This is a genomic window from Pseudogemmobacter lacusdianii (assembly GCF_030848395.1).
GTDB classification, from domain to species: domain Bacteria; phylum Pseudomonadota; class Alphaproteobacteria; order Rhodobacterales; family Rhodobacteraceae; genus Pseudogemmobacter; species Pseudogemmobacter lacusdianii.
In genome coordinates, this window is sequence record NZ_JAVDBT010000008.1 from 106,811 (window position 1) to 130,519 (window position 23,709).

Consider the following 23,709-nt stretch of genomic DNA (forward strand, 5'->3'; position numbering starts at 1 on the left):
ATGGCAAGATTCGAGTTCAAAACCCACGTCAGTCCGAAGGTTGAGGCCATGTGGTGCTTCCTTTCGGCACCCCAAGCGCCCTTCAAAGAGGGGGCTGCTGCAATGTATGCCATCACGGGTATTTTGGACGACACCGAAGACAACCGTGCGTGGATCGACGGCATCATCTCAACGGCTCAAGCCGAGGCTAAGAAGGCCGGGGTGAAGCTGAAGAAGGTCTTCCACAACCCCTTCGAGTTCCCCGAGGACGTTGACGAGGATGAATACCTTGTTGACCCCGCGACCGGAAAGTCGAAACGGCCAGAACAATTCCGTGGTAAGATCATCTTCAAGGCGAAGACCCAGTTCCAGCCGGGTCAGATTGACTCCGCCCGTGTGGACCTCCCACCGGATGTGAAGATTTTCGGCGGCGACATCGTGAAGATCAAATTCGCGGCTGAGCCTTACGAGAATGGCGCTAACAGCGGTATCACCCTCCGGCTCCGCACCGTCCAGTTGCTTGAGAAGCGCACTTCGTTCAACCGTGGCCCGGACACCGATGGCTTCGAGGATGAAGATGGCTATCGCGCTGGTGGCGGTGGTGGTGAAGGACACGAAGACTTCTGATGGAGTGGGTAGGCTTTGACATCAAGGCCGAACCCGTCCCTGCATCCCGTCCTAAGGTCACGGCACGAGGCATGGCTTATTACCCTGCCCGCCATACGGCCTACGTCGAGTTCCTGAAGAAATATCTCAAAGAGGTCCCTGCCCTAGCGGCTAAGGCTCTCTTTGAGGTCAAACTTCTGTTTGTCATGCCCCGATACAAAACATCGGAGTCAAATACCCATAGGGCTGATGTGGACAACCTGTCCAAGCTGCCTCTGGACTGCATGACCAAGGCTACCGACGAGGACGGGAACCGCCGCTTTTGGGAGGATGACTGCAAGATCGTCCACCTGACAGTGCTGAAGCGGTTCGCAAGGGAGGGAGAGGAACCCCACACGAAGGTCCGACTACGAGCCTTAGAAGGTGATGTGGACGACCTAGTTGACGAGGCATTTCACCAATGACCAAGACACCTGAGAAGTCCAAGGCCCAATTAGCGTTGGCTAGAGCATGGGCCTCAGGGGTGTTCGATGCTCGGGCGCAACTCCCAACCGGAGGGGCCGTCATTCGGATCGACTCCGTGGACGAAGCCCTACTGAAGCGGTTCCAAGAGACCGTGGGCGTAGGTCAGATCAAGATTGACGACACGAAGAGAACCAAGGGTCCGGTCTATATCTACCGGACTATGAACTTGGATGACTCCCGAGAACTCCTGAAGTTCGTCTCTCCGTTCCTGTCAGCCAGAAAGTTGCGCCAAAGCTCTGAAGTGCTTGGCCGCATTGAGAGAAACCCCACATGGCGAAAGAAGAACCCAGAGAAGGCCGCTTCGTGCGTAACTGTCCTTGCCCCGAGTGCGGAGGGACAAGCCGAGCAGCACTCTACTCCAACGGATGGATACACTGCTTCGCCTGCGACGGTAACTTCCCCGTAGAGGGTGCTTCTTCCAGTGGATCAGTCCAAAGGAAGACCAAAATGGATAAGCCCCGGATCGTCGGGGAAAGTCAGGCCCTCCCCAAGCGTGGTATTTCCGCTGAGGTCTGCAAGCGGTTCCACTACCAAGTAGGCACCGTCCCCAACGACTACCCCTGTCACCCCGACTCGACCATTGCGAAGATGAAGGGGAAGACGGTCCACATCGAAAACTTCTATGACGGCGAGGGGAACCTTGTTGGTCAGAAGCTCCGCGATAAGGACAAGAACTTTGCTGTCATTGGTGACATTGGGGACCGACTGTTCGGTTCGCATACCATCAAGAAGGGCGGCAAGGTCCTCATGGTCACTGAGGGGGCCATCGACTGCATGTCCTATGCTGAGGTTCGTAAGAACTGGGACGTGGTGTCGATCCCTAACGGCGCTGCGGCTGCCGCGAAGGCCATCAAGGCCAACGTGCCACTGCTTGAGAGCTTCGAGAAGGTGGTCTTCTGTTTCGACAATGACGAGGCAGGGCAGAACGCACTCGAAGCCTGTAAAGGCATCCTCTCTCCGGGGAAGATGCACATTGCAGCCCTACCCGGCGAATACAAGGACCTGAATGAAGCTCTGGTCGCTGGGGATGTGAAGGCTTTTATCCATGCTGTGAGCAACGCAGAGAGTGTCCGTCCTTCTGGGCTGGTTGAGGTTGATGACATCATCGAAGAGGCCATGAAGCCTATCGAATGGGGTCTCCCTTGGTTCCTCAAGACGCTCACCAAACTGACCTATGGTCGGCGCTACGGTGAAATCTATGGCATTGGCGCACCAACTGGCGGCGGTAAGACCGACTTCCTAACTGAGCAGATCGCCTATGATGTGACTGAGTTGGGTCTGAACGTGGGGGTCTTCTTCCTCGAACAGAAGCCCACTGAGACCGTCAAACGGATCGCTGGGAAGCTGGCTGATCGACGCTTCCACGTCCCTGACGATGGATGGACCTTGGATGAACTCCGAGAAGCCGCCAACAGGCTACGGGGCAAGATCACCTTCTATGACTCCTTTGGTGAGACTGACTGGACCGAGGTCAAAACCCGGATCAGGCACGTCCACATGACCAAGGGGACCCGTATCTTCTACGTTGATCACCTGACGGCTATGGCCGACACGGCTGACGAGAAGGGAAGCCTTGAGCAGATCATGAAAGAGCTTGCTGGCCTAGCCAATGAGCTAAACGTCATCATCACCTTTGTTTCCCACCTTACGACCCCTGACGGCACCCCTCACGAAGAGGGCGGTAGGATCGCGGTGCGGCACTTCAAAGGCTCAAGGTCCATTGGCTTCTGGTCGTTCTACCTCTTCGGTTTGGAGCGTAACCAACAGGCTGAGGACGAAGGAGAGCGTCACACGACGACCTTCCGCATCCTCAAGGACCGATACACGGGTCAAGCCACCGGGGTCACGTTCCCTATGGGCTACTTGGCCGCAACCGGACGAGTGATCCCACCTGAAGTCATGGGCTTCGAGAAACCTCAGAAGGACGAAGAGTTCTAATGGATCAATCTAAAGCAGGCGTCCCTGATCAGGTCAGGGTCGTCGCACTCCAACTCGCCATCCAAGCTCACGCAAGCATCAAAGACGGCTACCCCGATGGGGTCATCTGTCAGGCCCGTGAGTTTGTGGAGTTTGTCACCAACAACGACCCCGTTCTGGACTGTGGTGTCCCTGAGGATGGGGTCGAAGTCGATGAAGATGGCAACACCGTAATCCACCTGAGCGAATACCTCAGGGGATCAAACAAAACCGACAACACATAAGGAGAGAGATGATGTTCGGGAAGATGCTTGAGAAACTGAGCGGTGGCTTTTCGCGCCTTTCAGGCCGCACTGACCTGCTGGAAGGTATCGCCGCCGCTGCTGCCCTTGTCGCCGCTGCTGACGGGGACATCGAAGATGAAGAAGTTGTCGCGGTCCTCGCCGCCCTTGAGAACCACCCGGTCCTCTCAAAATCCTTCAAGTCGAGCGAGATTGAGCGCATTGCTGACACCATGCTGAAGCGGGCGAAAGCCGGGGCTGCTGGCCGTCTGGGCCTGATGCGTGAAATCGAAGAAGCCAAAGCACGTTCCTCGGTCGAAGACCTTGAGATGCTGCTGGTCATCGCCATCGACGTTTCCAACTCGGACGGCGAGATGGAGCCGCAGGAGAAGGTCGTTCTAGGCAAGATTGCCAAGACGCTGAACCTGAACCTCAGCACCTATCTGGACCTCTGAGATGCCGGAATACCTGAAGAACCCTTGGGTCTACGGGGCCATGGCCTTGGTTGGCCTTCAATTCACCGCAGGCATGGTCATGGATGTTATCCTTGGCGCTGCTATGGTGGGTATCGTGGCCTATCAGGCTAATCGGATGTGATCCAAAGGGAGGGGCTTAGGTCCCTCCCAAAATCCCCTGAGGACAGATGACAGAACTTCTCTTCGCTGACTGCGAGGGGGACAACTTCCTAGACGACATCACCAAGATGTGGACTTTCCAGCTTGCCAGTGGTGTTGACGGAACAGTTGAGGTCTATGCAGACCAGAAGGGCTTCCCCTCACTTAACGAGGGCTTGGAGCGTATGAAATCAGCCGAGAAGGTCGTCTTCCACAACGCCTTCGGCTTCGACTTCTTTGCCATTAACAAGCTCTATCCCGGCACCCTTCGTCGGGAACAGATCATCGACACGTTGATCATCAGTCGCCTTATGGACTCGACCTCCATGCGGCACAACCTTGCCGAACTTGGTGAGGGTCTAGGCTTCCCCAAGGGCCATCATACGGACTTCTCGCGGTTCTCTGCTGAGATGGTGACTTATGGTAAGCAAGACGTTCGCATCTTGCAGGAGGCATGGAAGGGGAGCGTCCACCGCAAGTTCCGGTCGTTCGGTAAGTTCTACGAGGAATACAAGGACGCCTGTGAGCTTGAGTTCTATGTTGCTTACTGCATCGAAAAACAGCGCCAGCATGGGTTTAGGTTCGACTACGACCGAGCCTTAGAGCTTGAGGCGCAGTTCAGACAGGAACAGAGGGACTTCCAAGACCAACTTCAGGAAGCCTTCCCGACGATCATCACACCCCGTTACTCGGAGACCCAAAGGGACAAGGCCACAGGTCAGTTCAAGCGGCTCAAAGATGACGTGGATGTCTTCAATCCCGGCTCTCGGGACCAAATCGCCCAGCGCCTGATCGCCAAGTATGACTGGAAGCCTAAGGCTAAGACCCCCAAGGGGAAGCCTCAGGTGGACGAGACTATCTTGGAAGCCCTGCCCTACCCTGAGGCCAAGCTCTGTGCTGCCTACATGAAGACGGGTAAGAAGCTGGGGATGATCGCTGACGGCGAGAACGCATGGCTCAAGCTGGCAACTCAAACCAACACCGGATGGCGTTTACACGGCCAGATTAACACTCTGGGCGCACGGACCCACCGGATGTCCCACTTCAAGCCTAACATGGCTCAGGTGGACTCGGATCACAGGCTGAGGGAACTCTTCCTGCCCGATCTTGGTGACGACTTGGTTGGTGTTGACGCTGAGGGTCTTGAGCTTCGTATGCTGGCCCACTTCTTGGCTCCCTATGATGGCGGCTCCTATGCCGACACCGTTCATAACGGCGACAAGAAACTGAAGACGGACATCCACTCGGTCAACCAAAGAGCCGCTGGGTTGTTCTCAAGGGACAGCGCCAAGACCATGATCTACGCCTTCTGCTACGGCGCCGGAGACGCCAAGCTGGGTCAGATTATGTTGGACGATCTAAAGGAGGCTGGGGAACCAGCACCTAAGGCGTCCCCGTCGAAGCTCGGAGCGGGCCTTCGTGCGAAGCTGCAAACTGGGATTACAGGTCTCGGTGAGTTGGTGGCTAAGTGTAAGCGGACCCACCAGTCCAAGAACGCCCTACCGGGTTTGGATGGCCGATGGATACCCAACCTGTCCGACCACGCCGCCTTGAATACCCTGCTGCAAGGCAATGGGTCGATCATCATGAAGAAGGCTTTGATTGTCTTCGATGAAGAGGTTGAGGTTCGTGGTCTGAGTGAGAAGGTAAGCTACTGCGCCAACGTCCATGACGAGTTCCAGCTATCGGTCGATCCTGATTATTCGACCTTGGTGGCTGAGATTGGTCAAAAGTCCATCACCCGAGCCGGGGAACTCCTGAAAGTCCGTTGCCCCTTAGTTGGGTCTGCTGACATCGGGAAATCGTGGGCAGACACTCACTGATGCTCTTCGATCCCTCGCAACAAACAACGGCCCTCTTCGTATCGGAGGGGGCTGCGTCTCGGGCTGCGACTATGGTGGCCCGCCAACACATCGACAAGGTTTCAGGGACCAGTGTTCGCCCTCACCGCCGTCAAGGAGAGATGCTGGGCTACAAGGTCCTCGTCCACTTCAAAGACGGAAGACAGACCTCGCCGCTGACCAACAGCGACTTTGAGCGTCTGCATTAGATCACATCCAAAGGAGAGAGAAATGGATACCCAAGAATTAATTGGCCGCAAGGTCAAACCCCGCTCGACGTTCAATTTCAAAATCTACAGCGGCCCCGGCAAGCCTGAAGATGAAGGTGTCATCGCCCGTCTGGGTGACGAGACCGACTTCGACGGCATCGTCTGGGTGAAGTGGGCTGATGACGTTGAGACTGATCACCTGATCATCGCTGAGGATGTCACTCCCGACGACGAATACGACACCCACTACGCTGTGGTGCTGATCGACTGATGGCAAAGATCACCGCGTTCATCGACGCCGACATTCTGCTCTATCGGGCAGCTTCGTTCTGCGACGACGAGTTCGATGGTGAACCTATGAGAGACGTGCGTCAGGCAATGACCATGTTCGACATGCTGCTGAAGAAGTGGCTCAAGGATGTCGAGAAGGCGGTGAAGCTGGATGACTACTTCTTGGTTGTGTCCAAGGGTAGAACCTTCAGGAAGGACCTGTATCCCGAATACAAGGCCAACCGGAAGGACATCAAGCCTCACCCCGTCCTCTTCCCCTTGAAAGACGAAGTGATGGAGCTTCAGGCTACCATCTGGGAAGACGACATGGAGGCCGACGACCTGATCGGCATTAGGGTCACTGAAGACCCCTCCATGCGTCTCGCCGTCTCTGCCGACAAGGACTTCGCAACGCTTCCCTGTCAGTTGTTCACCCCAGCCTCACATGGGAAGACCCAAGGGTCACTCACGTCCTACAACGAGGACGAGGCTAACTGGAACTGGCTGATCCAAGCCATGACCGGGGACACCATCGACAATTACAAAGGCATCCCCGGAGTGGGGCCGAAGAAGGCCGCTAAGGTCATACCAGCCCCTGCCCCATTGGATGTCATGTGGCCTGCTGTTGAGCGGGCTTTCATCGACGCAAAGATGACCAAGGACGATGCCCTAACGATGGCCCGCTTGGCTCGGATTTTACGTCACGGCGATTACAATTTTGAGACCAAGGAAACGAAGCTATGGACACCTTCAAGGTAGGTGATCTGGTCGAGTGCGTGAGCAAGGACCCCCTTACCTCCCGCCTGCACAACGGCAATCTCTATACGATCACCAGAATTGCGAATGGGTTCTGTTGTGTATGGGATGAATATGGAGATGAATCTGGGTGGTATCCACACCGCTTCAAGAAGGTTGGGCAACCGACCGCTGGGATCAACCCTAAGGACGCCATAGGCTCCCTGAAGCCCTCCCTCCGGTTCGTCCCTATGGCCCCGATCTACATGGCCGGGGAGGCTATGGCGGATGGTGCGGAGAAGTATGGCCCCTTCAACTGGCGTGAACAGCCTGTGAACGGCTCGGTCTACTTCGATGCCGCCCAGCGCCACTTGAACCAATGGTTCCACGGGAATGACCGGGCTGAGGACTCCAATGTCCACCACCTCGCTCACGCCATCGCCTGTCTGCTGATCATTCTGGATGCCGAAACCCAAGGCACCCTGAACGACGACCGACCGAAGATTGGTAAGCCTCTGGATGACTTCATCGCAGCCAACACCAAGACCAAGGTGGCGGCATGAGCGATCCTGAAATCCACGGGACGATCAAGGATGCTATCATCACCGACTGGGGTATCGCCGTGGGCTACATCCATGGGGATACCAAGGGTCGCTTCATTGACGGGACGTTGATCAGCACCTCTCGCATCCTCAAGCAAGAGGGTGACATCATCCATACGCGCAACTCGGTTTACCGGGTCGAGCGTAAGCAGGGCAACTAGGGTCGCTCCCTAGGACCACACGGCTGCGGGGCAACGTGTCTAAACAAGCCCGCCCATCATCTCCCCAAAGAGTGCTGTGGGCAAAGCCTCCCTCTAGGCCAAGAGGGGCAATCGGTTCGACTCCGTGCGGGGAGCCTTCTTTAGACTAAATCCAATGGAGAGAACGAGTGGCTGACATCAAGCTGAACTTCAACTGGGACATCAACGAAGACGGCGAAGTCGAAATCACCCTGTCTCCGTCCAAGGACTCGGGGGTTGTTCTTGGGACATTCACCCTTGACGACGACCTGTTCATCCAAGGTCTCCAAACCGACATCAACGCCTTCACGACCGAGGGCGCTGGTGAGGAAGTCTTCTATGCCTACGAGGACTTAGCCGACAACCTGACCGACATCGCTGAGACGATCACCAAGATGATCGAAGAGGCCAAGAAAGGCCGTGAGGTCGCTCGGTTCAAAGTTTACCACAACAAGCGGAGAGCCTGAGATGCAGGTCGATTTCCTTAACCACTGGGGTAGCGACCTTGACGTGGTGAATAATGCCCGAGTGAGCTTCGACAAGCAGTCTACGCTTAACCATTTGGGCAACCTAAGCCTCGAAGACCAACGCCTGATTGGCTACCTCGCTCGGGGCTGTAAGCAAGGCTATTGGAACGACCTGATCCTCGAACTGAAGGCCACTTCAGAGACCGAGCAGATCATCGCCATCCTGAACGAAGTCAAACACATGCCTGAGCATTGGGCACCCTTTGCCAACGGCATTGGGGCTAAGTTCCGCATCAAGCATACCATCCCGATCATGCGGCAGTTGTTCAAGACGAAAGTTGGCACGGTCGAGAGCGAAGTCAGCCGCCGCTATGTGGACTACACACCCGAGGTGCATGAGCCTGTCTGGCGGAAACGGGCCGAGGATGTGAAGCAGGGTTCTGGCTCCCAGTTCCCTGAGGACCGTCAGTGCCTCCTGAACCTGATTTATGGCACTGCCACGGATGGCGCTGTGAGGGCTTATGACGCTCTCTTGGAACTCGGGGTCTGCCCTGAGCAAGCCCGCTTCGTTCTGCCTCAAGGCGCCTACACCGAGGCCGTCATCTCGAACAGCCTCTATGGCTGGGCCAGAGTTTATAACCAACGGTCTGACCGGAAACATGCCCAAGGCGAAATCGCTGACGTTGTGGACATCATCGCTAACCACATGAGCAAGCTCTTTCCGGTTTCGTGGAAGGCGCTGACCCGCTCGTGAAGCTCTACTACGTCGAAACAAAGGTTCGCTGCCCCTGCGGGTGGCGACCTCTCCGCATCATTTCAGGCACCCTCTCTGTCCGGTGTCTCGAATGTAAACACCCCATCCAAATCCCAGAGAAGGATCAAAAATGACGCCTGAAGATATTGCTGCCCTACGGAACACCGCGAACAAACTGCGCCAACTCTGGGGCAATAACCCGGATTCCGCTCTGATCGACAAAGCCGCTGACCTGCTCGACCAACCCCCAGCAACCGAAGTCCCGGCTGCTGACAAACCTTCCAAAACCGCCAAGAAAGGCTGAGACCATGATCATGAACAACCCCTTCGCACAACGCTTCATCCCGCAAGTCGTCGCCTTTATGGAGGCGGCTGGTCAAACCCCGAATATGGGTCTTCAAGCCCAGCTTATGCTGGAAGAGTCTCAAGAGGCTTTGGAAGCTCTGGACGCCTATCATGCCAACCCCTCTGTCGAACTCGCCGCTGCCTTGCTGAAAGAAATCGGTGACGCCCTCTATGTGTCGGTCGGTGTTGCAATTGCGGCTAATTACTACCGTGATAACAATCTGGTCTTTGAGCGGATTGAAGCCAGCCCGGAAGGGGTCATGGCCTTGGACGGCTTCGGTAACATCCTCCATGAAACCGCAGCCATGATCGGTGACGAAGGTGTGGCGGAAATCCTACAACGGGTTGTGGACTCCAACATGACCAAGGTCGCTGGCGGCGTGGTCCGTGACCCAGAGACGGGGAAGGTTTTGAAAGGTCCGAACTATGTAGCCCCGGACCTGACTGATCTTGCCGTGACCGTCCATGAGAAGGTCTCCAAGATGAACGAAGAGCTTGAGGGTCTTATGACAATTCTTGCCGCGCTTGGTATCGCACCTGAACAACCTGCCTCAACCGAGTTGGCGGCGTAAGAACACCCGGCGCAACCGGAAGTGTGTGGGTCTCCTTTGGATCGTCCAAGGGAGACCCTTTTATTTCAACCATCAAGGAGAAAGATTTGACGTTTAAGTCAAACACCAACCCCATGTTCCGCTCGGCCTTTTCCGAGGACATCTTCAACCACAAGTATGCCCATAAGGCGGACTTTTCTGGTGCGGAAACTTGGGACGACCTCGCTGCCACTCTGGTCATTGACGTTTGCGCGGGCTTTTTGACTCCCCATGAGATGATCGCCCTTTACGAGTTCATCCGCGATCTGAAGTTCATCCCCGGTGGCCGCTACCTCTACTACGCTGGCCGTCCGAACAAGTTCTTCAACAACTGCTATCTGTTGCGGTCGGAAGAGGACACCCGAGAGGACTGGGCCAACCTGTCGTGGAAGGCCGAGAGCGCCCTGATGACTGGGGGCGGTATTGGGAACGACTACAGCCGCTATCGCGCCGAAGGGACCCCTATTGCCCGCACTGGTGGCAAGGCATCCGGCCCCATCCCGAAGATGCAGATGATCAACGAGATTGGTCGTCGCGTCATGCAGGGTGGAAGCCGTCGATCCGCCATCTATGCTTCGCTGGATCGGACCCATCCCGATGTCTTCAAGTTCCTCGCCGCCAAGAATTGGCATGAGCAACCTGTCGGCACCACTGGCCTGACCTATTGGGACATCAAGCAGCAGGACTTCAACTTCCCTGCCCCGCTCGACATGACCAACATCTCGGTCAACTACAAGACTGACTGGCTGGTCCCTTACAACGATCTGGGTGAACTCAAGTATGTCGGAGACGCCGCTGACCCTGTGTTCCGGCAGAACGTCCTTCAGGCGCTTCAGACTGGTGAACCGGGCTTCAGCTTCAACTTCTTCGAGAAGGAGAATGAGACGCTGCGGAACGCCTGCACTGAGGTCACTTCCGAGGATGACTCCGATGTCTGTAACCTTGGTTCCCTGAACCTTGGACGCATCCAAAGCAAGGAAGAGTTGGCCCAAGTCACCGAGCTTGCGGCCAAGTTCCTCCTACTCGGGACCCTCAAGGCACAACTGCCCTACGAGAAGGTCTACCGGGTGCGGGAGAAGAACCGCCGCTTGGGTCTTGGAATTATGGGTGTCCATGAGTGGCTGCTGAAGCGTGGCTATCGTTACGAGGTGACACCTGAGCTTCACGAGTGGCTGACCGTCTGGAAGACTGGCACCGACTACCATGGCGACAAGTTCGCTGACGAGCTTGGGATCAGCCGTCCGGTCGCTAAGAGGGCCATCGCTCCGACAGGCTCCATCGGCATCCTCGCCGGGACGACCACGGGGATCGAACCCCTGTTCGCCGTTGCCTACAAGCGCCGCTACCTGAAGGGCCAGAACGACTGGCACTATCAGTATGTGGTCGATGGGACGGCCCAAGAGTTGATTGAGGTCTACGGTCTTGATCCTGAGTCCATCGAAACCGCTGCCGACCTTGCGTTGGACCCGGAGCGGAGAATTAGGTTCCAAGCAGATGTCCAAGATTACGTCGATCAGTCGATTTCCAGCACCATCAATCTCCCTGCATGGGGCAGTGCCGGAAATAACCCTGACACGGTGGATGGTTTCGCTCGGACCTTGGCTCAGTATGCTCCCCGCCTTCGGGGCTTCACTTGTTACCCTGACGGGTCTCGGGGCGGTCAACCACTGACCCATGTTCCCTACAGTGAGGCTAAAGCCCAACTCGGGGTCGAGTTCTCGGAGGCTGTCCAGACCCACGACATCTGCGACATCTCGGGTAAGGGTGGGAGTTGTGGTGTCTGATCGTCTGTTCGAGATGATGGACGACATCGAAGTGAGGACCGGGGCGTTTGAACCCGGCCTCGCCGTCGAAGCCCTTAGGGAGTCTGGGGACCATCTCATAGCCGATCTGATTGAAGGCTTGGTGGACCGGATCGAAGAGCTTCAGAGAAAACTTGAGAGGACGGAAGCCCGTCTTCCATTGAAACAATCCAAAGGAAGGAAGAGACGATGACCCGTAAATTTGAGGTCAGCGCCGTTCGCTGGACAGGTGACGAGGTTTCTTTCGAGACCATTACCGATTTCAAAGCTGATGGTAGCTTGCTGATCATGCAGCATGATGGCGAGAGAATTACCGTTCTCCCTATGCAACACTATGAGGCAGTCCACCTGACTCCCATCCCGGTCCACTAATGGCTCTGCTGGATAAGCGGATGCAGGACGCCACCAAGTTCAACCGCAATCTGCTGGTCCCTTGGTATCTCATGGCGTCCTACGCCTACTATGAGTTGGACGAGCCTTTCCTAACTGACGCTGCTTTCGATGCGATGGCTAAGCGTATGCTTCAGGGTTGGCCCGCTATCCGGCATCGCCACAAGCACCTGATCACCGAGGACGACCTGAAGGCAGGCACCCTGCTCAACCGGGATTTTCCGGGGATCGTCAAAGGTGCTGCAATGGACCTGATCCAAAGCACGAAGAAGAGGAAGACCGATGGTCGTAATCCTAAAGCGAGGGAATCCCCCATCTGAGCGCCGACATGCTGTGACGTGTCGATACTGCTCGACTGTTTTTGAGTTCAAAGAGTTCGAGGCCAAATATCATAGCGACCAGCGTGACGGTGATTTTTTCGAGATTAACTGCCCGGTCTGTCTCAAGCCTGTGACAAAGAGCGCAAGAACATGAACGACAACCCCTTTCTGGGTCTGCTGTTCGCCATCGCCGTATTCTTTTGGCTAACGCTGAAAGACGATGATGACGACATGACGCCAGTATGAAAAAATAAGCCCCACCTTGGAACCTCTTATGAGGAACCTTGGTGGGGCTTATTTTTCCTTACCCGCCGATGCCTAGGATCACTAGGTCGAACATGGCTTGAATAACGCTGACAGGGACTTCGGTGGGGCCTAGGCCAAACCAATAGAGGCCGATCAGGAGACCAAACCATAGCATCATCAGTGGACGCCAGTTACGCTGTAGCCAGCTTCCGTCCTTATGGTCAGTTGCGACAACTTTGGCGGCTGTCTCAATCATTTCCTTACTCGAACGGATAGCACGGGCCTTCTCGCCAACGGCGCCGACAACGGTGCGAACTACGCGGGGAAGGATCACTTTAGCAATCTTCCCGACAGCCATTTTACATTCTCCAAATACGAGCCAACAAGGAGGGTTCCTCATTGTCATTTGCAGGTTCTGTCTTGGACTGATCCAACCCAGCCATAGCTAAGGCAGTAACAGTCGTATCAACCCCTCGGCGGAACCAGCCAAGACCATAGGTCTCGAAGGTGCTGATGTTGGCCCAGAACATGAGCCTTTGAACTGAGAACTCCTTGACCAGCTTGGTGAGGTCCTTCTTGGCGACAGCGGCCAAGGTTTTAGGACCGAGGATTCCATCCTGCCCAGCGCCTGCCGCTGCTTGAAGGAGCTTCACGGCTCGACTTACACCGTGGTTCACCGCAGCATCGAAGACGATGTAATCAAGTCCAATAGCCAGTTGATCACAACCAGCCTTGCCCCAAAAGTCCTTCGCATAGATGGCCTTGGCCTGATCCAGCGTGATATTCTTGATGTCGAGGTGTGGGTAGGACATGGCAGAGATGCCGAACTTGGTTCCCTTGAGTTCACCTACGCCGATCTTCCCGGTGGTCCAGTTTCCCCGATCCCGCCGATCATTGGTAAAACCCCCCTCATGTCCAACGACAAGTTCAAAGGACTTCTCGAAGTTGCTTCTCATAGGATTTTACCCTCCTTTCCGAAAATACGGACCCGGCCCCATTCGTAAATGCGGATCAGCGTCCAGATGATGGCCAGCAGAGCGGCAGTCTCGGGTAGCCATGCTAGGTAGCTACCCAGAGCGGCAGACCCAGCAGCCACGTCCCCAACGTCTTTCATATCAATAGCCTCTATGCTGAAGTCTGGTTTGCTCATGTTTTCACATACCCTCACTGATTGAGGTTATTGGGTGGTAAGGGGTGAACGTCCCGCTGTTGGCAATATCGCGGAAGGCAGCTTGTGCCCAATCCCGTATATGCCTCAGTTCTTCCAGAGTGGTTGAATTGGTTAGCAGAACTTTACAGGTCCGTCTGACCTCTTTTATTTTTGCCCCCACCGCCCGCCACAAATCTGTCTGGAAATTAACATCATCCAAGACAGCCTCAATCGTAGCTTCAGGGTCTGCCGCTCTTAATGCGTTCAATTCAGCCCGAAGCATTGGGTAGTTGTCTAAATCCGGGTTAGGGTCCTTAACCCAGCTATCTGCTTCGAGTCGAGTTTCGCTGTATTCCAGAGCTTGACCACCTCCCGTGGAGGTGAGGAAAACAGAGCGACACTGTTCAGCCGCTTCATCAGCGAGGTTTATAAGCTCCGCTTGGACTGCAATATAGGATCGAGTCTCTACGACATAACCACGAACCACTTTGTCCTCATAGATCACCCAATCGGACTGATCTTGGAGGGAACATCTCTCGAAGTGGGGATCAATCTCAGGAGGCGGTTGAACTATGACAGGAACCCAACCGTCCCGTCCCTCAGCCAACCTAGGTATCCCCATGTCATCTAAGACCACCTGCCCAGCAGAGTCTGTCATGAACCCACCTGCCCGCAAAACATCGTCGGACACAGGCGCATCTTCGTAAATCCAAGTCGGCCTCTCTCCCACCGATAGGATTTTAGACCTATCGGCAGTTACCAGCGCATAAGTAGTCATAGTTTCCAAACTCCCGCCTCTTTCAGATATTTCTTAGCGGGTTTCCAAATACCGCCGTCTTTAACCCATCCCGTGCCTACTTTCCAAACACCGGAGTCCTTAACAAAGACCCCATCATTCGGCTCATAGTGGATATTGAGTTTAACCCATGACAGAGAAACCGCAGTCTTGTTATCTCCAATGGGGGCTGTGAAGGCGCAGACAACTCCGAACGTGGGGCTATTAACCATTACGTCTGTCAAGTTAGACACGCCCCAGAGGTCCGCTGCGCCGCCTACTGTCAATTCGTAGAGAACGGGATTATTAACGATAGATACTGGAATTGTCGGACTACTTTGATTACTACCTATAAGAACACCACCATGCGTCAGTTGGAGAACATGTGCGGCGCCATCTGCCCCGGCGACCCCTACCCGCATCTTCATCTCAACACCGACAATACGGGAGCCACTGGGAATGGGTGGAAAGCCTGTAATCCACAGTTGTTGAGTTATCGTGGCGGAGTTCTTAGGCGCTGCGGATGTGGCTGTCGATGTTGAGTCAACAATTACGTTACCGGGGTTTGCCCAAACTAGAGAGGACCCACCTGTGGCTGTAACTACAGCGGTTCCTATTTTGAAGTCAGTCTGAGGCATAGGCCCTCTCTAGTGCCGAATTGATCAGCTTTTTGACTTCATCATCGCAGAGGTGCCAAACCTTCATTTTAATATTCTCCGCCGCGTCAACGATCACCCCTTGGACTGGTCGTGTGAATAACTCTGCCAGTGTCTTATCCCCCCACCGTCTCGTCCTAATCGTGGTCCGACACATATCGTTGAGCTTGATTAGGGGGTGTTGCATCACCTCTTCAGGATGCGTCTGTAAAGTGAACATAGTCACACCACCTTGAAGTAAATGTCCCCATTAGCGCCTCCTGTCGGGTCGGCGGCGCCAAAGGAGAAGGCCCGGTTAGCCATGGTTCCCACAGCATCCAACTTCGTCTTGTCCTCTTTGGACATGAGGCCGTCAGCGGTTTGTGAAGCATTACTAAGGACAGGGGTAGGTCCTGTTGGGCCAATATCCCCTTTATCACCCTTATCACCCTTATCGCCTTTATCGCCTTTGACGCCTTGGATACCTTGGATACCCTGAGGACCTGCCTCGCCTTGAATACCTTGGATACCCGGAGGACCCTGAGGACCTTCATCCCCCTTGTCCCCTTTATCGCCCTTATCGCCTTTGACGCCTTGGAGACCTTGGATACCTTGGATACCCTGAGGACCTTCATCCCCCTTGTCCCCTTTATCGCCTTTATCGCCTTTGACGCCTTGAGGTCCTGCTGGGCCTTCTGGTCCTATGAGTGAGGCTAAATAGTCATCTAGGGTGCCTGTGTTACCGACTGAGAGCCAGAGGTCGTATGCGTTATCAATCGTGAGTAAGAACCTCTCGAAGAGTTCCTGATCACGTTTTTGACCACCCCGCAGTGCGTAGAAGGAAGTGCTTTCTTTCATGCGATACCCCCACCGTAGGGAGTGACAACAAGTCCACCCGCGAGTTCATCAAGAGCAGACATTTCATCAATCTCAGCCTTCAGCGCCGCCGCGACTTGCTCGAACTCAGCCTTTCGTGCATCAGTGTAATAAGTGGCGGCGAAGATCAGACCGGAGAAGATAACAAGATCAGACAACACCAATCCGTAGTTGGTCGTCCCACCGGGGTCCGGCGTCTTGTCAAACTCTGCGTAATACTCGATTTCGATGACGGACTGGGGCTGGAAGGTTCCGTAGAGCTTGAAACCATCAATACCCAGCTTGAACCCAGACATCGCGTCAGTCTGCCCGCTGGTTAGTCTCTTCAGAGGACGCCCATCAAGCCTAACCTCAATCAGACCTAGGTAGTCCCGAGGGACATCTACAATCCCGTCAAAGGCTTCTGGGATGATGAAGCTTTCAATTGCCTTCTGTAGCGGGGTGCGGAGAAGTCGCTCGACCCGCCGAAGTCCCATACTGATGAACTGATCGGCAAGTTCGTCGGAGCAATCGTCTCGGTTCAGGAACCCATGAAACAGGGTCCGAAGCTCAGTGTAATCCATAGCGGCTCCTTTGGGGTTTATCCAAGAAGCTCAGTGGTCGAAGGTCTTGTCGCCTGAAATGATGAAGGCGTCATAATGTTCGAGGCGGAGCTTTTGGAGGATTTCATTAGCTGGCGCCGACCAGAAGTCGAAGCCTTCGCGTATCCATTTGTTGACCAGCCCCTCAGGGATGGTTGCGACTGGGGTTAGACCGTTGAGGCGGAACGAGAAGTTCTCTTTAGCCTCTTGCAAGTCGTCCCAAAAATCTTTGCCGAGTTCTTGCTCGGACGTGATGACATCCTGTTCGTCGCCCTGCCCCAGTATGAGGTCTTCAGTAGCTCCAATCAGGTTCGGGTATGCTGTGCGGTGTGTCATTGCCTCTCCAAAAAAGAGAGGACCACCTAAGCCGGGAGAGAGACGGCTCAAGTGGTCCTCAGGTGCCTTGGATTTAGTCCAAGGTAGACTTGGGTGGGGCCTTAGCCCCTACCCTTAGGTCAGGTTGGTGATCAGGGCGGTGGCCTGTTTGTTGTTGTGCTTCAGGCCGAACTCACCAAGCATCATCCAACGCTCAGCGTCACCGACTTTCGCCAGCTTCTCGCGGAACCAGTTACGACCCTTCAGGACAGCCAGCTTCCAGTTGGCCGGATCGTAGAGCAGCGCATCGGAAGCACGGAGGCGGCGGTTCTTGACCACTCGCACAGTGCCGAACGGCGACTCATAGACGTTGACCACGTTGGTCAGCTTGGTGTCACCGTTGTCGGTGGTGTGGGTCCGACCCGAGGATTGCAGCCAGCCTGCGATCAGCTTCGAGTCCGAAGGCTTGATCATCAGCGTGGTGGCATCCGAACCAGCGTTGTAGAGCTTCTCGTGAGCCGAGATGACCGCAGTCTCAGTCAACGGGCCAGCTTGGTTGCCAGCAGTCGAGCCGTCCGAGTCGATGGTTACGGTCACAGCCGAGTCGATCTGAGCTTGAACACCAGCGAACTCGCCAGCAACAGCACCAGCAGCGGCGACATAGGTCTGACCAGTGCCGACCAGAGAGTGTTCAAGGTCCATCTTCAGGAGCTTGCCAGTCTTCATGGTCTCACGGGCGGTCACTTTATCACGGCCATAGAGCTTCACGGCGTCAGCGGTCCCCGAGACTTTGAAGGTCTCTTCGAGGATTTGAGTGCCGTTCTGACGCATGGTCGGCTGGTCGCGGTTGCTGTCAGCGGCGTCAGCGCCTTCGAGCTTGGCGTTCTTAGCGACAGCCCGCAGTTGGTCTTCCATCCACTGGTAGAGCGTGTTCTCGACGGTCTCAGTCTTGATCGAAGACAGGAACGGAGTGTCGCTCGGGGTGATCATGGAGATGTAGTCCGAGACCTCTTCTTTTTTGCCAACGAGGTCGAACGTCTTCAGGTGAGTGGGCATTGTATATCCTTACTTCTTGGTGGCGGCGAAGAACGCTTCAGCCACGTCATCAACAGAGCCAGAGGCGGCGGCAGCTTTGCGGAGCTTCTGAACAGCGGAAGCTTCCCGATCTACGGTCTCCGATTTCTTCAGAACCTTGGTCGGGGCTTTCGCCACCTTCTCCTTGACTTCCGTCTTCTTCTCTTGGGCGAGGTCGTAGAGTCGGGCCTTGTTCATCATCACGATGGCACCGGGGTCCACGATGGTATTCACAGTGTCCCGGTCCATGCCTTGGGCCACTGCGTAAGTCCTGATCTGGTCGTAGAGCGCGTCATTCCAATCAGGGATGGCCTTGGCGATGACTTTCATCGACTCCTTGGCCTGTTCACGGAGAAGACGTTGATGTGCGTCACGGCTCCGTTGGACGAACTCCTTACCCTCAATTTCAAGGGCCTTGAGTTCACTTTCGGCACTCTCCTTGGCGGCGCGGAGGGCATCGAACTCTTCTGGGTCAAGCTCACGGGAGGCGCGGAACAGGTCCACGTCCTTGTATTTCTCAACCTTCTCCTTGGCCGCTTTGAAGCGATCATCAAGGACTTTAGCGAGATAGAGACCTTGCGTCTCCATAACCCGGCGTTGGGCGGCGAGAGCAGCGGCAGTGGTCTCAAGCTGGGTCTTCTGCGCTGCGAGGGCCTTCAGGTCTTTGACGGCGAACTTCTGTTCCTTGCCATCGACCGTGACAACGACCTCAGCGTCATCTTCAGCGACCTTTGGTGCAGGGTCTTCATCACCCTCACCTTCTTCAGCAGCTTCAGAGCCATCACCTTCATCCTCACCACCATCATCTTCGGCGGTTTCAGCCTCGGTGGAGACCTCTTCCTCTTCATCCTCAACTTCAACCCCAGCTAGGGCTTCCTCGTCAGGGGTCGATTTCATAAACGCTTCTACAGCGTCATCTAGGCTTGTTTCAGAGCCTGTCAGTTCAGGGTCCATGTTTTCTCTCACACGATAATAGGTTCATCTTCGTCGCTGTAGACCAGAGACTTCATGGCCTCATGGTCAGCGTGGGCGACAAAGGAGCGGAGGGTAGCAAGCAGGTTGTCCAGACACCGGGCCTCTAGGTAGAGAAGCTGACGCTTGTCGGTCTCATGCGGTAGGGTGCTGAACAGGACAGTCTGGTATTCGTCCTTCAGAACCTGAACCGCTGTCTCAAAACCTTCGTCTTTCATGAGGTTCCGAAGCCCAGCGCCTACTCTCAGGGCCTTCTCTTTTGTTAGCTGAATGGTTCTCTCTCCATCGGTGGGAGCCTCCCTTGGATAATCCAAAGGAGGCCCTTAGGTTTAGATGTCAGGCGCGAAGGTTGCCTTCTTGTCGGGGACGGTCTCAGCGATCCTGAGTTCTTCACGACCGATGTGGATTTCGTTCTCGACACGCTTGGCTTCGATCACCGAGTCAGCCTGCTTATGGCTTGCATCGGCTTGGGCCTTGATCAGAGCGGCTTGAGCCAGCATCCGGTCGCTTTCGCCCTTCATGATCATCGCCTGAGCTTGAGCCTTCTGATACTCAATCTGAGACTTCATCTGCTCCATCTGAAGCTGTTCAGCGGGGCTTGGTTGCGCCGGAGGCAGCTTGTCAGGCGGGGTCAGGAAGGACTCGATGTCCTCAACGCCACGTAGCTCTAGGCCACGACGAAGGACCTCATACCGTTTGGTATAGTCATATGCCGGGGCAAGCTGAGGATCGGTCCTGAAGTATTGGTCGATTTCCGTCCACTTCATTGCCTCCCTCTGCTGATCCCCATAACCAAGGGATAGCTCAATGGAGGCGGCAGAACGCTCAATCCAATCCGCAGGCTTGACCGGAACATAGTTCCCAGTCACGTCCAGATATTCAGCCTCTTCTACGAAGTCGATGACAGTATCGTAGATCAGGCCGAAGAGTTCTCGAACGAACTTACCGAAGCGGCGGGCCACAATCTTCTGACGCTGCTGCGACTGGCTGATCAATTGCTCAACCATGCCTTGGGAGTTTTGCGTCGAGATAGCATCCTTGTTCATCCCTTGGGACAACTTGGAGATGCCTGTGACCTCTTCCTTGTCTTCATCAATCATACTGATCAAGCTGAAGACGTAAGGGTTAAGTTGGCCCTGAGGGATGGGAGCGATCCCGTCCATCCTGCGGACGTTCACGATACCACCGATGCGGTTCTCGACCAGTTCTGAGGCGTTAGCCACAGTGCCTGTCATGACCATCTGACGTGGGTTGTTGGTGATCAGAGCGTGGTTGATAATCTGCCGGATCAACACCGTGCGGGCGTTCTGAACCGGGATCACAGCCTTGCCAAAGTTCTCACCAAAGAAGGTGTGAGGGACTGGCAGAGGAACAAACACCGCGAAAGGCTTACGTTTTACTTGTTCCTTGTGAAGCACCACATCCTGGGACATCGTGATCTTCCAGAGTTGGGTCTTACCCTCCCCCTCCATGTCAAGGTCGATGTAGGCTTCGTAGACCGTGACCTCTTCGACAGCGCCTTGGTAGGCGTCATTGTTCGAGAACATGTCGTCCACGACTTCAAACCGAGACTGCTTCTCATAGTTCTTGTCGATGTCGAAAGACGCTGAGAAGGTCAGTTCCTCTACCTTGGACTTATCCAAGCCAGCCTTCAGAAGCTCAGACTTAGATTTGGTCATCCGGTGGATCAGATACTTGGCATCACACAGCTTGGTGGTCCGAGAGGAAATTAAGATGTCCTCAGGTTGAACCACTTCGCAGACAACCCGGCGTTTACGGTTGGTGACGATGAAGGAACCGGAGAACAGTCCCTCAGGTGTCACCTCAGCCTCATTGAACTCATAGCTCGGGTAATCAGCTACAGCCGCCGTGAGTTCATCCTCGGTAAGAGCCTCGAACTCGTAGGTATGGTCGTCGGTAAGCTCTTCTCCAAAAACCTTGACGATACTAAAGCGTTTCATCAGGCCGTCCGTCAGGACATCGTAGAGAAGCTGCTCACCGTCATTCTCTTTGAACAGGACGTGACGGCAGTAGTCAGTCGCCTGTTTGGCATCATCGACAGTCTCACCCTTTTCGGGGCTGAAGTTCACAATCCGAGAGTGGGCTAAGAAGGCTTCAAGAACCGTGGACCTCATTGAGTCCACAGCGTCGAAGACATCTCGGCTCACATACTTGGAGTCGCCTGCATGGAGAGGCGCAGGTAGTTCGCCACGGTAGTAGCGTTCTACTTCCTGCCGCTCACGGGAGAGCCGACCATCGGTAATGTGTTCGCTGTCACTGATGGCCTTTTGGAGAATGGTGACGATCTTTTCGTCGTCCATTTTCTTAGCCATAGGTTTCCTAGATTGCGTGGACGTAGTGGGAAGCCGTCACAGGGATCGGTTTCCAAACTCCGTCATGGATGTGGTTGCAGATAGCGAGGGACATCACGCAGTCGTCGTGACAGTCACCTTCAGCTTCCAGTTTGCCGCTCTCCTTGACCACGAAGGTCAACAACTCGGAGATTGTCGTCTTGTCGTTCAGTTCCAACTCACCCAGCCTAAGAGCGGCCCTAAGGTCGTCTATGATCAGAGGCTTGGTTTTGGCGTTGGTGATGAACCCAAGATTAGGGGTGTCCACGTCTGTAATCTTGTCTTCGACCACGTTCATGTAGACGTTGGGATAGTGCCATGTCTTGAACAGGAGGTTGACCGTCAGGAGGCCGTGGTTGTTTGCCTCGACCGCGATCTTGGCATTGTTGAAGAGGGTCCCTAAGCGGAACAGAACCTCAGCATAGTAATCAGGGTGAACATGCCCCCGCCACACGGCGACTTGACGCTTCTCTGAGTCCAGAACCTGAGCTACCGAGTAGTCTCCACCTCGGACGCCCATCGCCACGTCTGCACCGATGAAGTAAGTCTCACCGGGGTCAATCTGACGATAGAGCAAGAGTTCCCCAAGGGGATGCTCATTCCAGCTAGTCAACTCCAAGGCCAGCCGAGAGATGGGTCCCTTGAGTTCAGCGGCTCGTTTAGTCAGTTGCTCGGGATCGAACACGGGCCGACCAGTCGTCAGAAAGGCTTCTTCAGGCTCACAGGGGTATTCCTGCTTGAACATGTCGAGGCCGTTCTGATTGACCTTTAGACGCCTCCAATAGACCTGTTCGTCATCTAGGCCATACTTGAGGGCAATCTCCTGCTCCTGAGGTGTCTTCTCAAAACCTTCGGGGACAGGTGTGCGGTATTCGGTCTGAAGGAACCAAGGGATGAAAACAGCCTTGTAGCCGTTCTCCCCCGCAACCGCGCCCTGCCACATCTCGTAGAAAGGCCCAGTCACACCGTTGGCAGTGCTTTCGATAAAGACCGCTGTATCGTCGGCATCGGGGATCGACTGAAGAAGACCGTTTAGGTTTTCCCTAGCGAACCCTTCCTTCCAGAAAGCCAACTCAGATAGATGGGCATGGGTGATCGTCTCACCCCGAGCGATGGCCTCCCCACCAGCCGTTGCGACAATGTAGGAAGAGTCCAAGAGGTCGAACACAAGCTCCTTCCGAGAAGAGTAGCTGGTGCTGGGCTTGAGGATTTCTGGGACGTTCTCGTGATACCGCTTTGTCATGTTGAACAGAGCAGTGGTCGAGTCCGATTTGTGCGTCACCACGATAGCCTTCTTGGCCGTCGATTGTGAAACACGGGAGTAGAGGTAGCCGCCAACATAGGTGGACAAACCCTGCTGCCGCCCTTTCAGAATGATGATACGAACCCGACCTGTCTCGGCCATAGAGTCGTCAATAGCTTTCTGAAGGATGCGCTGCGCTGCGTTCAACTCGAATGGAACGATCTTGGCATCCTTGGTCCTGATCTTCAGGGCATTTCGGGCGTAGTAGGGAAAGTCTTCCTTCAGCTTTCGGCGGACCTCTAAAAGAGCCGCCTGTTGGTCAACCATTGTCTACGTCCCACTCCGCATCTTCGATACCGTCAGTCATTTCATCGACTTCAGCGGCGCCGTAGCCAGCTAGAGCCGATTTCTCAGCGAGGCGTTTAGCCTGCCGCTTCTCGAACTCGACGTGCATCCCCCTTTCGACGGGCTGCATCGGCTGGGGCATGGGGATGTCCTTACCTAGAACCTTGTATTCGTCCTTAGCCAACTCAAGGAGCCAGTCCTCAGGCTTCAGGTGGGTGGTCGTGCTGTGGCTGATGTTAGGAGCCTTGGAATGGGTATAAGCCGCCAACTCCTTCAGAGCGGCGACCTGTTCCTTGGGCGTAAGAAGCCCTGAGCGGACTAAAGCCTCCATCATCCAGAGAGGGTTAATCTCTAGTCCGGTGCGTTCCCTCACATCATCTGGAAGGAACTTGAAATTCGTGGGGTCGATCATCTTCGTCGCCTCGTTAAGTCTGAACTGCACTTCCTGCTTGGTCATGCCGTTAGGCCATGTCCTGCGGCGGCGGGCGGCGATGAAGGCATTGATCTTCTGTGCGAGGTCGGCCTTTTCAGGGTCTTCCTCTCTGATCCTGAAGGGCATCCCCATAGGACGATCCTCAACGGCGATGCCGTAGTGGTCGCAAGCCATCTTCTCTAGCTGCTCGTCCGTGTATTCGGGGTGTTCAAACCACTCAGTCAAAAGACGACCTGTGGTGACGCACATCTCTGGCGTAAAAACGGTCATCATTCTCTCCTTGTTCC

33 protein-coding genes are annotated in these 23,709 nt (G+C 55.0%); 19 read left to right on the forward strand and 14 right to left on the reverse strand.

Annotated features, from left to right (window positions below; translation table 11 throughout):
* The 19 genes from Q9295_RS10015 to Q9295_RS10105 all read left to right on the forward strand — a co-directional run bounded on the left by Q9295_RS10015 (window position 1) and on the right by Q9295_RS10105 (window position 12,426).
* A complete protein-coding gene (locus tag Q9295_RS10015; RefSeq protein WP_306680422.1) occupies window positions 1-606 on the forward strand; it encodes an ssDNA-binding protein in 606 nt (201 codons plus the stop codon).
* A complete protein-coding gene (locus tag Q9295_RS10020; protein WP_306680423.1) occupies window positions 606-1,049 on the forward strand; it encodes a RusA family crossover junction endodeoxyribonuclease in 444 nt (147 codons plus the stop codon). Before Q9295_RS10015 ends, Q9295_RS10020 begins: the two co-directional genes overlap by 1 nt.
* 508 nt (window positions 1,050-1,557) lie before the next feature.
* A complete protein-coding gene (locus Q9295_RS10025) occupies window positions 1,558-3,048 on the forward strand; it encodes a toprim domain-containing protein (RefSeq protein ID WP_306680424.1) in 1,491 nt (496 codons plus the stop codon).
* Window positions 3,048-3,311: a hypothetical protein gene (locus Q9295_RS10030; protein ID WP_306680425.1), complete on the forward strand. Its 264-nt coding sequence runs from the start codon at window positions 3,048-3,050 to the stop codon at window positions 3,309-3,311. Before Q9295_RS10025 ends, Q9295_RS10030 begins: the two co-directional genes overlap by 1 nt.
* 11 nt (window positions 3,312-3,322) lie before the next feature.
* A complete protein-coding gene (locus Q9295_RS10035) occupies window positions 3,323-3,763 on the forward strand; it encodes a TerB family tellurite resistance protein (RefSeq protein WP_306680426.1) in 441 nt (146 codons plus the stop codon).
* A 1-nt stretch (window position 3,764) separates the two neighbouring features.
* Complete coding sequence (locus Q9295_RS10040) at window positions 3,765-3,905, forward strand: hypothetical protein (protein ID WP_306680427.1); 141 nt, start codon at window positions 3,765-3,767, stop codon at window positions 3,903-3,905.
* Between the two features lie 46 nt (window positions 3,906-3,951).
* Entirely contained in the window at window positions 3,952-5,745 is a 1,794-nt protein-coding gene (locus Q9295_RS10045) for a DNA polymerase (RefSeq protein ID WP_306680428.1), read from the forward strand.
* Window positions 5,746-5,994: 249 nt separating this feature from the next.
* Window positions 5,995-6,243 carry a hypothetical protein gene (locus Q9295_RS10050; protein ID WP_306680429.1) on the forward strand — a complete coding sequence of 83 codons (249 nt, stop codon included), beginning with the start codon at window positions 5,995-5,997 and terminating at the stop codon, window positions 6,241-6,243.
* Complete coding sequence (locus tag Q9295_RS10055; protein ID WP_306680430.1) at window positions 6,243-7,001, forward strand: hypothetical protein; 759 nt, start codon at window positions 6,243-6,245, stop codon at window positions 6,999-7,001. The genes Q9295_RS10050 and Q9295_RS10055 overlap by 1 nt, the downstream gene beginning before the upstream one ends.
* Entirely contained in the window at window positions 6,983-7,540 is a 558-nt protein-coding gene (locus Q9295_RS10060) for a dATP/dGTP diphosphohydrolase domain-containing protein (RefSeq protein ID WP_306680431.1), read from the forward strand. The genes Q9295_RS10055 and Q9295_RS10060 overlap by 19 nt, the downstream gene beginning before the upstream one ends.
* Complete coding sequence (locus Q9295_RS10065) at window positions 7,537-7,740, forward strand: hypothetical protein (RefSeq protein ID WP_306680432.1); 204 nt, start codon at window positions 7,537-7,539, stop codon at window positions 7,738-7,740. Before Q9295_RS10060 ends, Q9295_RS10065 begins: the two co-directional genes overlap by 4 nt.
* 167 nt (window positions 7,741-7,907) lie before the next feature.
* On the forward strand, window positions 7,908-8,225 hold the full coding sequence (locus Q9295_RS10070; RefSeq protein WP_306680433.1) for a hypothetical protein: 318 nt from the start codon (window positions 7,908-7,910) through the stop codon (window positions 8,223-8,225).
* Between the two features lies 1 nt (window position 8,226).
* Window positions 8,227-8,979, forward strand: a complete 753-nt coding sequence (locus Q9295_RS10075; RefSeq protein WP_306680434.1) for an FAD-dependent thymidylate synthase — start codon at window positions 8,227-8,229, stop codon at window positions 8,977-8,979.
* Between the two features lie 130 nt (window positions 8,980-9,109).
* The gene (locus Q9295_RS10080) at window positions 9,110-9,283 is read left to right on the forward strand and encodes a hypothetical protein (protein WP_306680435.1); all 174 of its coding nucleotides are present in this window, start codon (window positions 9,110-9,112) and stop codon (window positions 9,281-9,283) included.
* A gap of 4 nt (window positions 9,284-9,287) precedes the next feature.
* A complete protein-coding gene (locus tag Q9295_RS10085; RefSeq protein WP_306680436.1) occupies window positions 9,288-9,896 on the forward strand; it encodes a nucleoside triphosphate pyrophosphohydrolase family protein in 609 nt (202 codons plus the stop codon).
* An 86-nt stretch (window positions 9,897-9,982) separates the two neighbouring features.
* Window positions 9,983-11,698, forward strand: coding sequence for a ribonucleotide reductase barrel domain-containing protein (locus Q9295_RS10090; RefSeq protein ID WP_306680437.1), 1,716 nt, complete (start codon window positions 9,983-9,985; stop codon window positions 11,696-11,698).
* Window positions 11,691-11,909, forward strand: a complete 219-nt coding sequence (locus Q9295_RS10095; RefSeq protein ID WP_306680438.1) for a hypothetical protein — start codon at window positions 11,691-11,693, stop codon at window positions 11,907-11,909. The genes Q9295_RS10090 and Q9295_RS10095 overlap by 8 nt, the downstream gene beginning before the upstream one ends.
* Window positions 11,906-12,088: a hypothetical protein gene (locus Q9295_RS10100; RefSeq protein ID WP_306680439.1), complete on the forward strand. Its 183-nt coding sequence runs from the start codon at window positions 11,906-11,908 to the stop codon at window positions 12,086-12,088. The genes Q9295_RS10095 and Q9295_RS10100 overlap by 4 nt, the downstream gene beginning before the upstream one ends.
* A 20-nt stretch (window positions 12,089-12,108) precedes the next feature.
* Entirely contained in the window at window positions 12,109-12,426 is a 318-nt protein-coding gene (locus tag Q9295_RS10105) for a DNA ligase LigA-related protein (RefSeq protein WP_306680440.1), read from the forward strand.
* A 304-nt stretch (window positions 12,427-12,730) separates the two neighbouring features.
* Here Q9295_RS10105 and Q9295_RS10110 read toward each other — a convergent pair whose 3' ends face one another.
* The 14 genes from Q9295_RS10110 to Q9295_RS10175 form a co-directional block, all read right to left on the reverse strand.
* A complete protein-coding gene (locus tag Q9295_RS10110) occupies window positions 12,731-13,030 on the reverse strand; it encodes a hypothetical protein (RefSeq protein WP_306680441.1) in 300 nt (99 codons plus the stop codon).
* 1 nt (window position 13,031) lies between these two features.
* Window positions 13,032-13,628: a glycoside hydrolase family 108 protein gene (locus tag Q9295_RS10115; protein ID WP_306680442.1), complete on the reverse strand. Its 597-nt coding sequence runs from the start codon at window positions 13,626-13,628 to the stop codon at window positions 13,032-13,034.
* Entirely contained in the window at window positions 13,625-13,822 is a 198-nt protein-coding gene (locus tag Q9295_RS10120) for a hypothetical protein (RefSeq protein WP_306680443.1), read from the reverse strand. Before Q9295_RS10120 ends, Q9295_RS10115 begins: the two co-directional genes overlap by 4 nt.
* Window positions 13,823-13,826: 4 nt before the next feature.
* The gene (locus Q9295_RS10125) at window positions 13,827-14,600 is read right to left on the reverse strand and encodes a hypothetical protein (protein ID WP_306680444.1); all 774 of its coding nucleotides are present in this window, start codon (window positions 14,598-14,600) and stop codon (window positions 13,827-13,829) included.
* Window positions 14,597-15,235 carry a hypothetical protein gene (locus tag Q9295_RS10130; protein ID WP_306680446.1) on the reverse strand — a complete coding sequence of 213 codons (639 nt, stop codon included), beginning with the start codon at window positions 15,233-15,235 and terminating at the stop codon, window positions 14,597-14,599. Before Q9295_RS10130 ends, Q9295_RS10125 begins: the two co-directional genes overlap by 4 nt.
* A 240-nt stretch (window positions 15,236-15,475) precedes the next feature.
* Window positions 15,476-16,090, reverse strand: coding sequence for a collagen-like domain-containing protein (locus tag Q9295_RS10135; protein ID WP_306680447.1), 615 nt, complete (start codon window positions 16,088-16,090; stop codon window positions 15,476-15,478).
* The gene (locus tag Q9295_RS10140; RefSeq protein WP_306680448.1) at window positions 16,087-16,671 is read right to left on the reverse strand and encodes a phage adaptor protein; all 585 of its coding nucleotides are present in this window, start codon (window positions 16,669-16,671) and stop codon (window positions 16,087-16,089) included. The genes Q9295_RS10135 and Q9295_RS10140 overlap by 4 nt, the downstream gene beginning before the upstream one ends.
* A gap of 30 nt (window positions 16,672-16,701) precedes the next feature.
* Window positions 16,702-17,025: a hypothetical protein gene (locus Q9295_RS10145; protein WP_306680449.1), complete on the reverse strand. Its 324-nt coding sequence runs from the start codon at window positions 17,023-17,025 to the stop codon at window positions 16,702-16,704.
* A 114-nt stretch (window positions 17,026-17,139) separates the two neighbouring features.
* Window positions 17,140-18,060, reverse strand: a complete 921-nt coding sequence (locus Q9295_RS10150; RefSeq protein ID WP_306680450.1) for an SU10 major capsid protein — start codon at window positions 18,058-18,060, stop codon at window positions 17,140-17,142.
* A gap of 9 nt (window positions 18,061-18,069) precedes the next feature.
* Window positions 18,070-19,032 carry a hypothetical protein gene (locus Q9295_RS10155; RefSeq protein WP_306680451.1) on the reverse strand — a complete coding sequence of 321 codons (963 nt, stop codon included), beginning with the start codon at window positions 19,030-19,032 and terminating at the stop codon, window positions 18,070-18,072.
* Window positions 19,033-19,040: 8 nt separating this feature from the next.
* Window positions 19,041-19,364 carry a hypothetical protein gene (locus Q9295_RS10160; RefSeq protein ID WP_306680452.1) on the reverse strand — a complete coding sequence of 108 codons (324 nt, stop codon included), beginning with the start codon at window positions 19,362-19,364 and terminating at the stop codon, window positions 19,041-19,043.
* Between the two features lie 15 nt (window positions 19,365-19,379).
* The gene (locus Q9295_RS10165) at window positions 19,380-21,371 is read right to left on the reverse strand and encodes a portal protein (RefSeq protein ID WP_306680453.1); all 1,992 of its coding nucleotides are present in this window, start codon (window positions 21,369-21,371) and stop codon (window positions 19,380-19,382) included.
* 19 nt (window positions 21,372-21,390) lie between these two features.
* The gene (locus Q9295_RS10170; RefSeq protein WP_306680454.1) at window positions 21,391-22,971 is read right to left on the reverse strand and encodes a terminase large subunit; all 1,581 of its coding nucleotides are present in this window, start codon (window positions 22,969-22,971) and stop codon (window positions 21,391-21,393) included.
* Window positions 22,964-23,692, reverse strand: coding sequence for a hypothetical protein (locus Q9295_RS10175; protein WP_306680455.1), 729 nt, complete (start codon window positions 23,690-23,692; stop codon window positions 22,964-22,966). The genes Q9295_RS10170 and Q9295_RS10175 overlap by 8 nt, the downstream gene beginning before the upstream one ends.
* Window positions 23,693-23,709 lie beyond the last annotated feature (17 nt).

Coding starts and splice junctions, on each gene's coding strand:
- Q9295_RS10150 (WP_306680450.1), bottom strand. CDS start 18,060: ATGCCCACTCACCTGAAGACGTTCGACCTCGTTGGCAAAAAAGAAGAG.
- Q9295_RS10110 (WP_306680441.1), bottom strand. CDS start 13,030: ATGGCTGTCGGGAAGATTGCTAAAGTGATCCTTCCCCGCGTAGTTCGC.
- Q9295_RS10170 (WP_306680454.1), bottom strand. CDS start 22,971: ATGGTTGACCAACAGGCGGCTCTTTTAGAGGTCCGCCGAAAGCTGAAG.
- Q9295_RS10055 (WP_306680430.1), top strand. CDS start 6,243: ATGGCAAAGATCACCGCGTTCATCGACGCCGACATTCTGCTCTATCGG.
- Q9295_RS10035 (WP_306680426.1), top strand. CDS start 3,323: ATGTTCGGGAAGATGCTTGAGAAACTGAGCGGTGGCTTTTCGCGCCTT.
- Q9295_RS10130 (WP_306680446.1), bottom strand. CDS start 15,235: ATGCCTCAGACTGACTTCAAAATAGGAACCGCTGTAGTTACAGCCACA.
- Q9295_RS10125 (WP_306680444.1), bottom strand. CDS start 14,600: ATGACTACTTATGCGCTGGTAACTGCCGATAGGTCTAAAATCCTATCG.
- Q9295_RS10015 (WP_306680422.1), top strand. CDS start 1: ATGGCAAGATTCGAGTTCAAAACCCACGTCAGTCCGAAGGTTGAGGCC.
- Q9295_RS10115 (WP_306680442.1), bottom strand. CDS start 13,628: ATGAGAAGCAACTTCGAGAAGTCCTTTGAACTTGTCGTTGGACATGAG.
- Q9295_RS10085 (WP_306680436.1), top strand. CDS start 9,288: ATGATCATGAACAACCCCTTCGCACAACGCTTCATCCCGCAAGTCGTC.
- Q9295_RS10030 (WP_306680425.1), top strand. CDS start 3,048: ATGGATCAATCTAAAGCAGGCGTCCCTGATCAGGTCAGGGTCGTCGCA.
- Q9295_RS10140 (WP_306680448.1), bottom strand. CDS start 16,671: ATGGATTACACTGAGCTTCGGACCCTGTTTCATGGGTTCCTGAACCGA.
- Q9295_RS10120 (WP_306680443.1), bottom strand. CDS start 13,822: ATGAGCAAACCAGACTTCAGCATAGAGGCTATTGATATGAAAGACGTT.
- Q9295_RS10080 (WP_306680435.1), top strand. CDS start 9,110: ATGACGCCTGAAGATATTGCTGCCCTACGGAACACCGCGAACAAACTG.
- Q9295_RS10145 (WP_306680449.1), bottom strand. CDS start 17,025: ATGACACACCGCACAGCATACCCGAACCTGATTGGAGCTACTGAAGAC.
- Q9295_RS10060 (WP_306680431.1), top strand. CDS start 6,983: ATGGACACCTTCAAGGTAGGTGATCTGGTCGAGTGCGTGAGCAAGGAC.
- Q9295_RS10155 (WP_306680451.1), bottom strand. CDS start 19,032: ATGGACCCTGAACTGACAGGCTCTGAAACAAGCCTAGATGACGCTGTA.
- Q9295_RS10025 (WP_306680424.1), top strand. CDS start 1,558: ATGGATAAGCCCCGGATCGTCGGGGAAAGTCAGGCCCTCCCCAAGCGT.
- Q9295_RS10020 (WP_306680423.1), top strand. CDS start 606: ATGGAGTGGGTAGGCTTTGACATCAAGGCCGAACCCGTCCCTGCATCC.
- Q9295_RS10100 (WP_306680439.1), top strand. CDS start 11,906: ATGACCCGTAAATTTGAGGTCAGCGCCGTTCGCTGGACAGGTGACGAG.
- Q9295_RS10065 (WP_306680432.1), top strand. CDS start 7,537: ATGAGCGATCCTGAAATCCACGGGACGATCAAGGATGCTATCATCACC.
- Q9295_RS10045 (WP_306680428.1), top strand. CDS start 3,952: ATGACAGAACTTCTCTTCGCTGACTGCGAGGGGGACAACTTCCTAGAC.
- Q9295_RS10165 (WP_306680453.1), bottom strand. CDS start 21,371: ATGGACGACGAAAAGATCGTCACCATTCTCCAAAAGGCCATCAGTGAC.
- Q9295_RS10075 (WP_306680434.1), top strand. CDS start 8,227: ATGCAGGTCGATTTCCTTAACCACTGGGGTAGCGACCTTGACGTGGTG.
- Q9295_RS10175 (WP_306680455.1), bottom strand. CDS start 23,692: ATGACCGTTTTTACGCCAGAGATGTGCGTCACCACAGGTCGTCTTTTG.
- Q9295_RS10135 (WP_306680447.1), bottom strand. CDS start 16,090: ATGAAAGAAAGCACTTCCTTCTACGCACTGCGGGGTGGTCAAAAACGT.
- Q9295_RS10040 (WP_306680427.1), top strand. CDS start 3,765: ATGCCGGAATACCTGAAGAACCCTTGGGTCTACGGGGCCATGGCCTTG.
- Q9295_RS10105 (WP_306680440.1), top strand. CDS start 12,109: ATGCAGGACGCCACCAAGTTCAACCGCAATCTGCTGGTCCCTTGGTAT.
- Q9295_RS10050 (WP_306680429.1), top strand. CDS start 5,995: ATGGATACCCAAGAATTAATTGGCCGCAAGGTCAAACCCCGCTCGACG.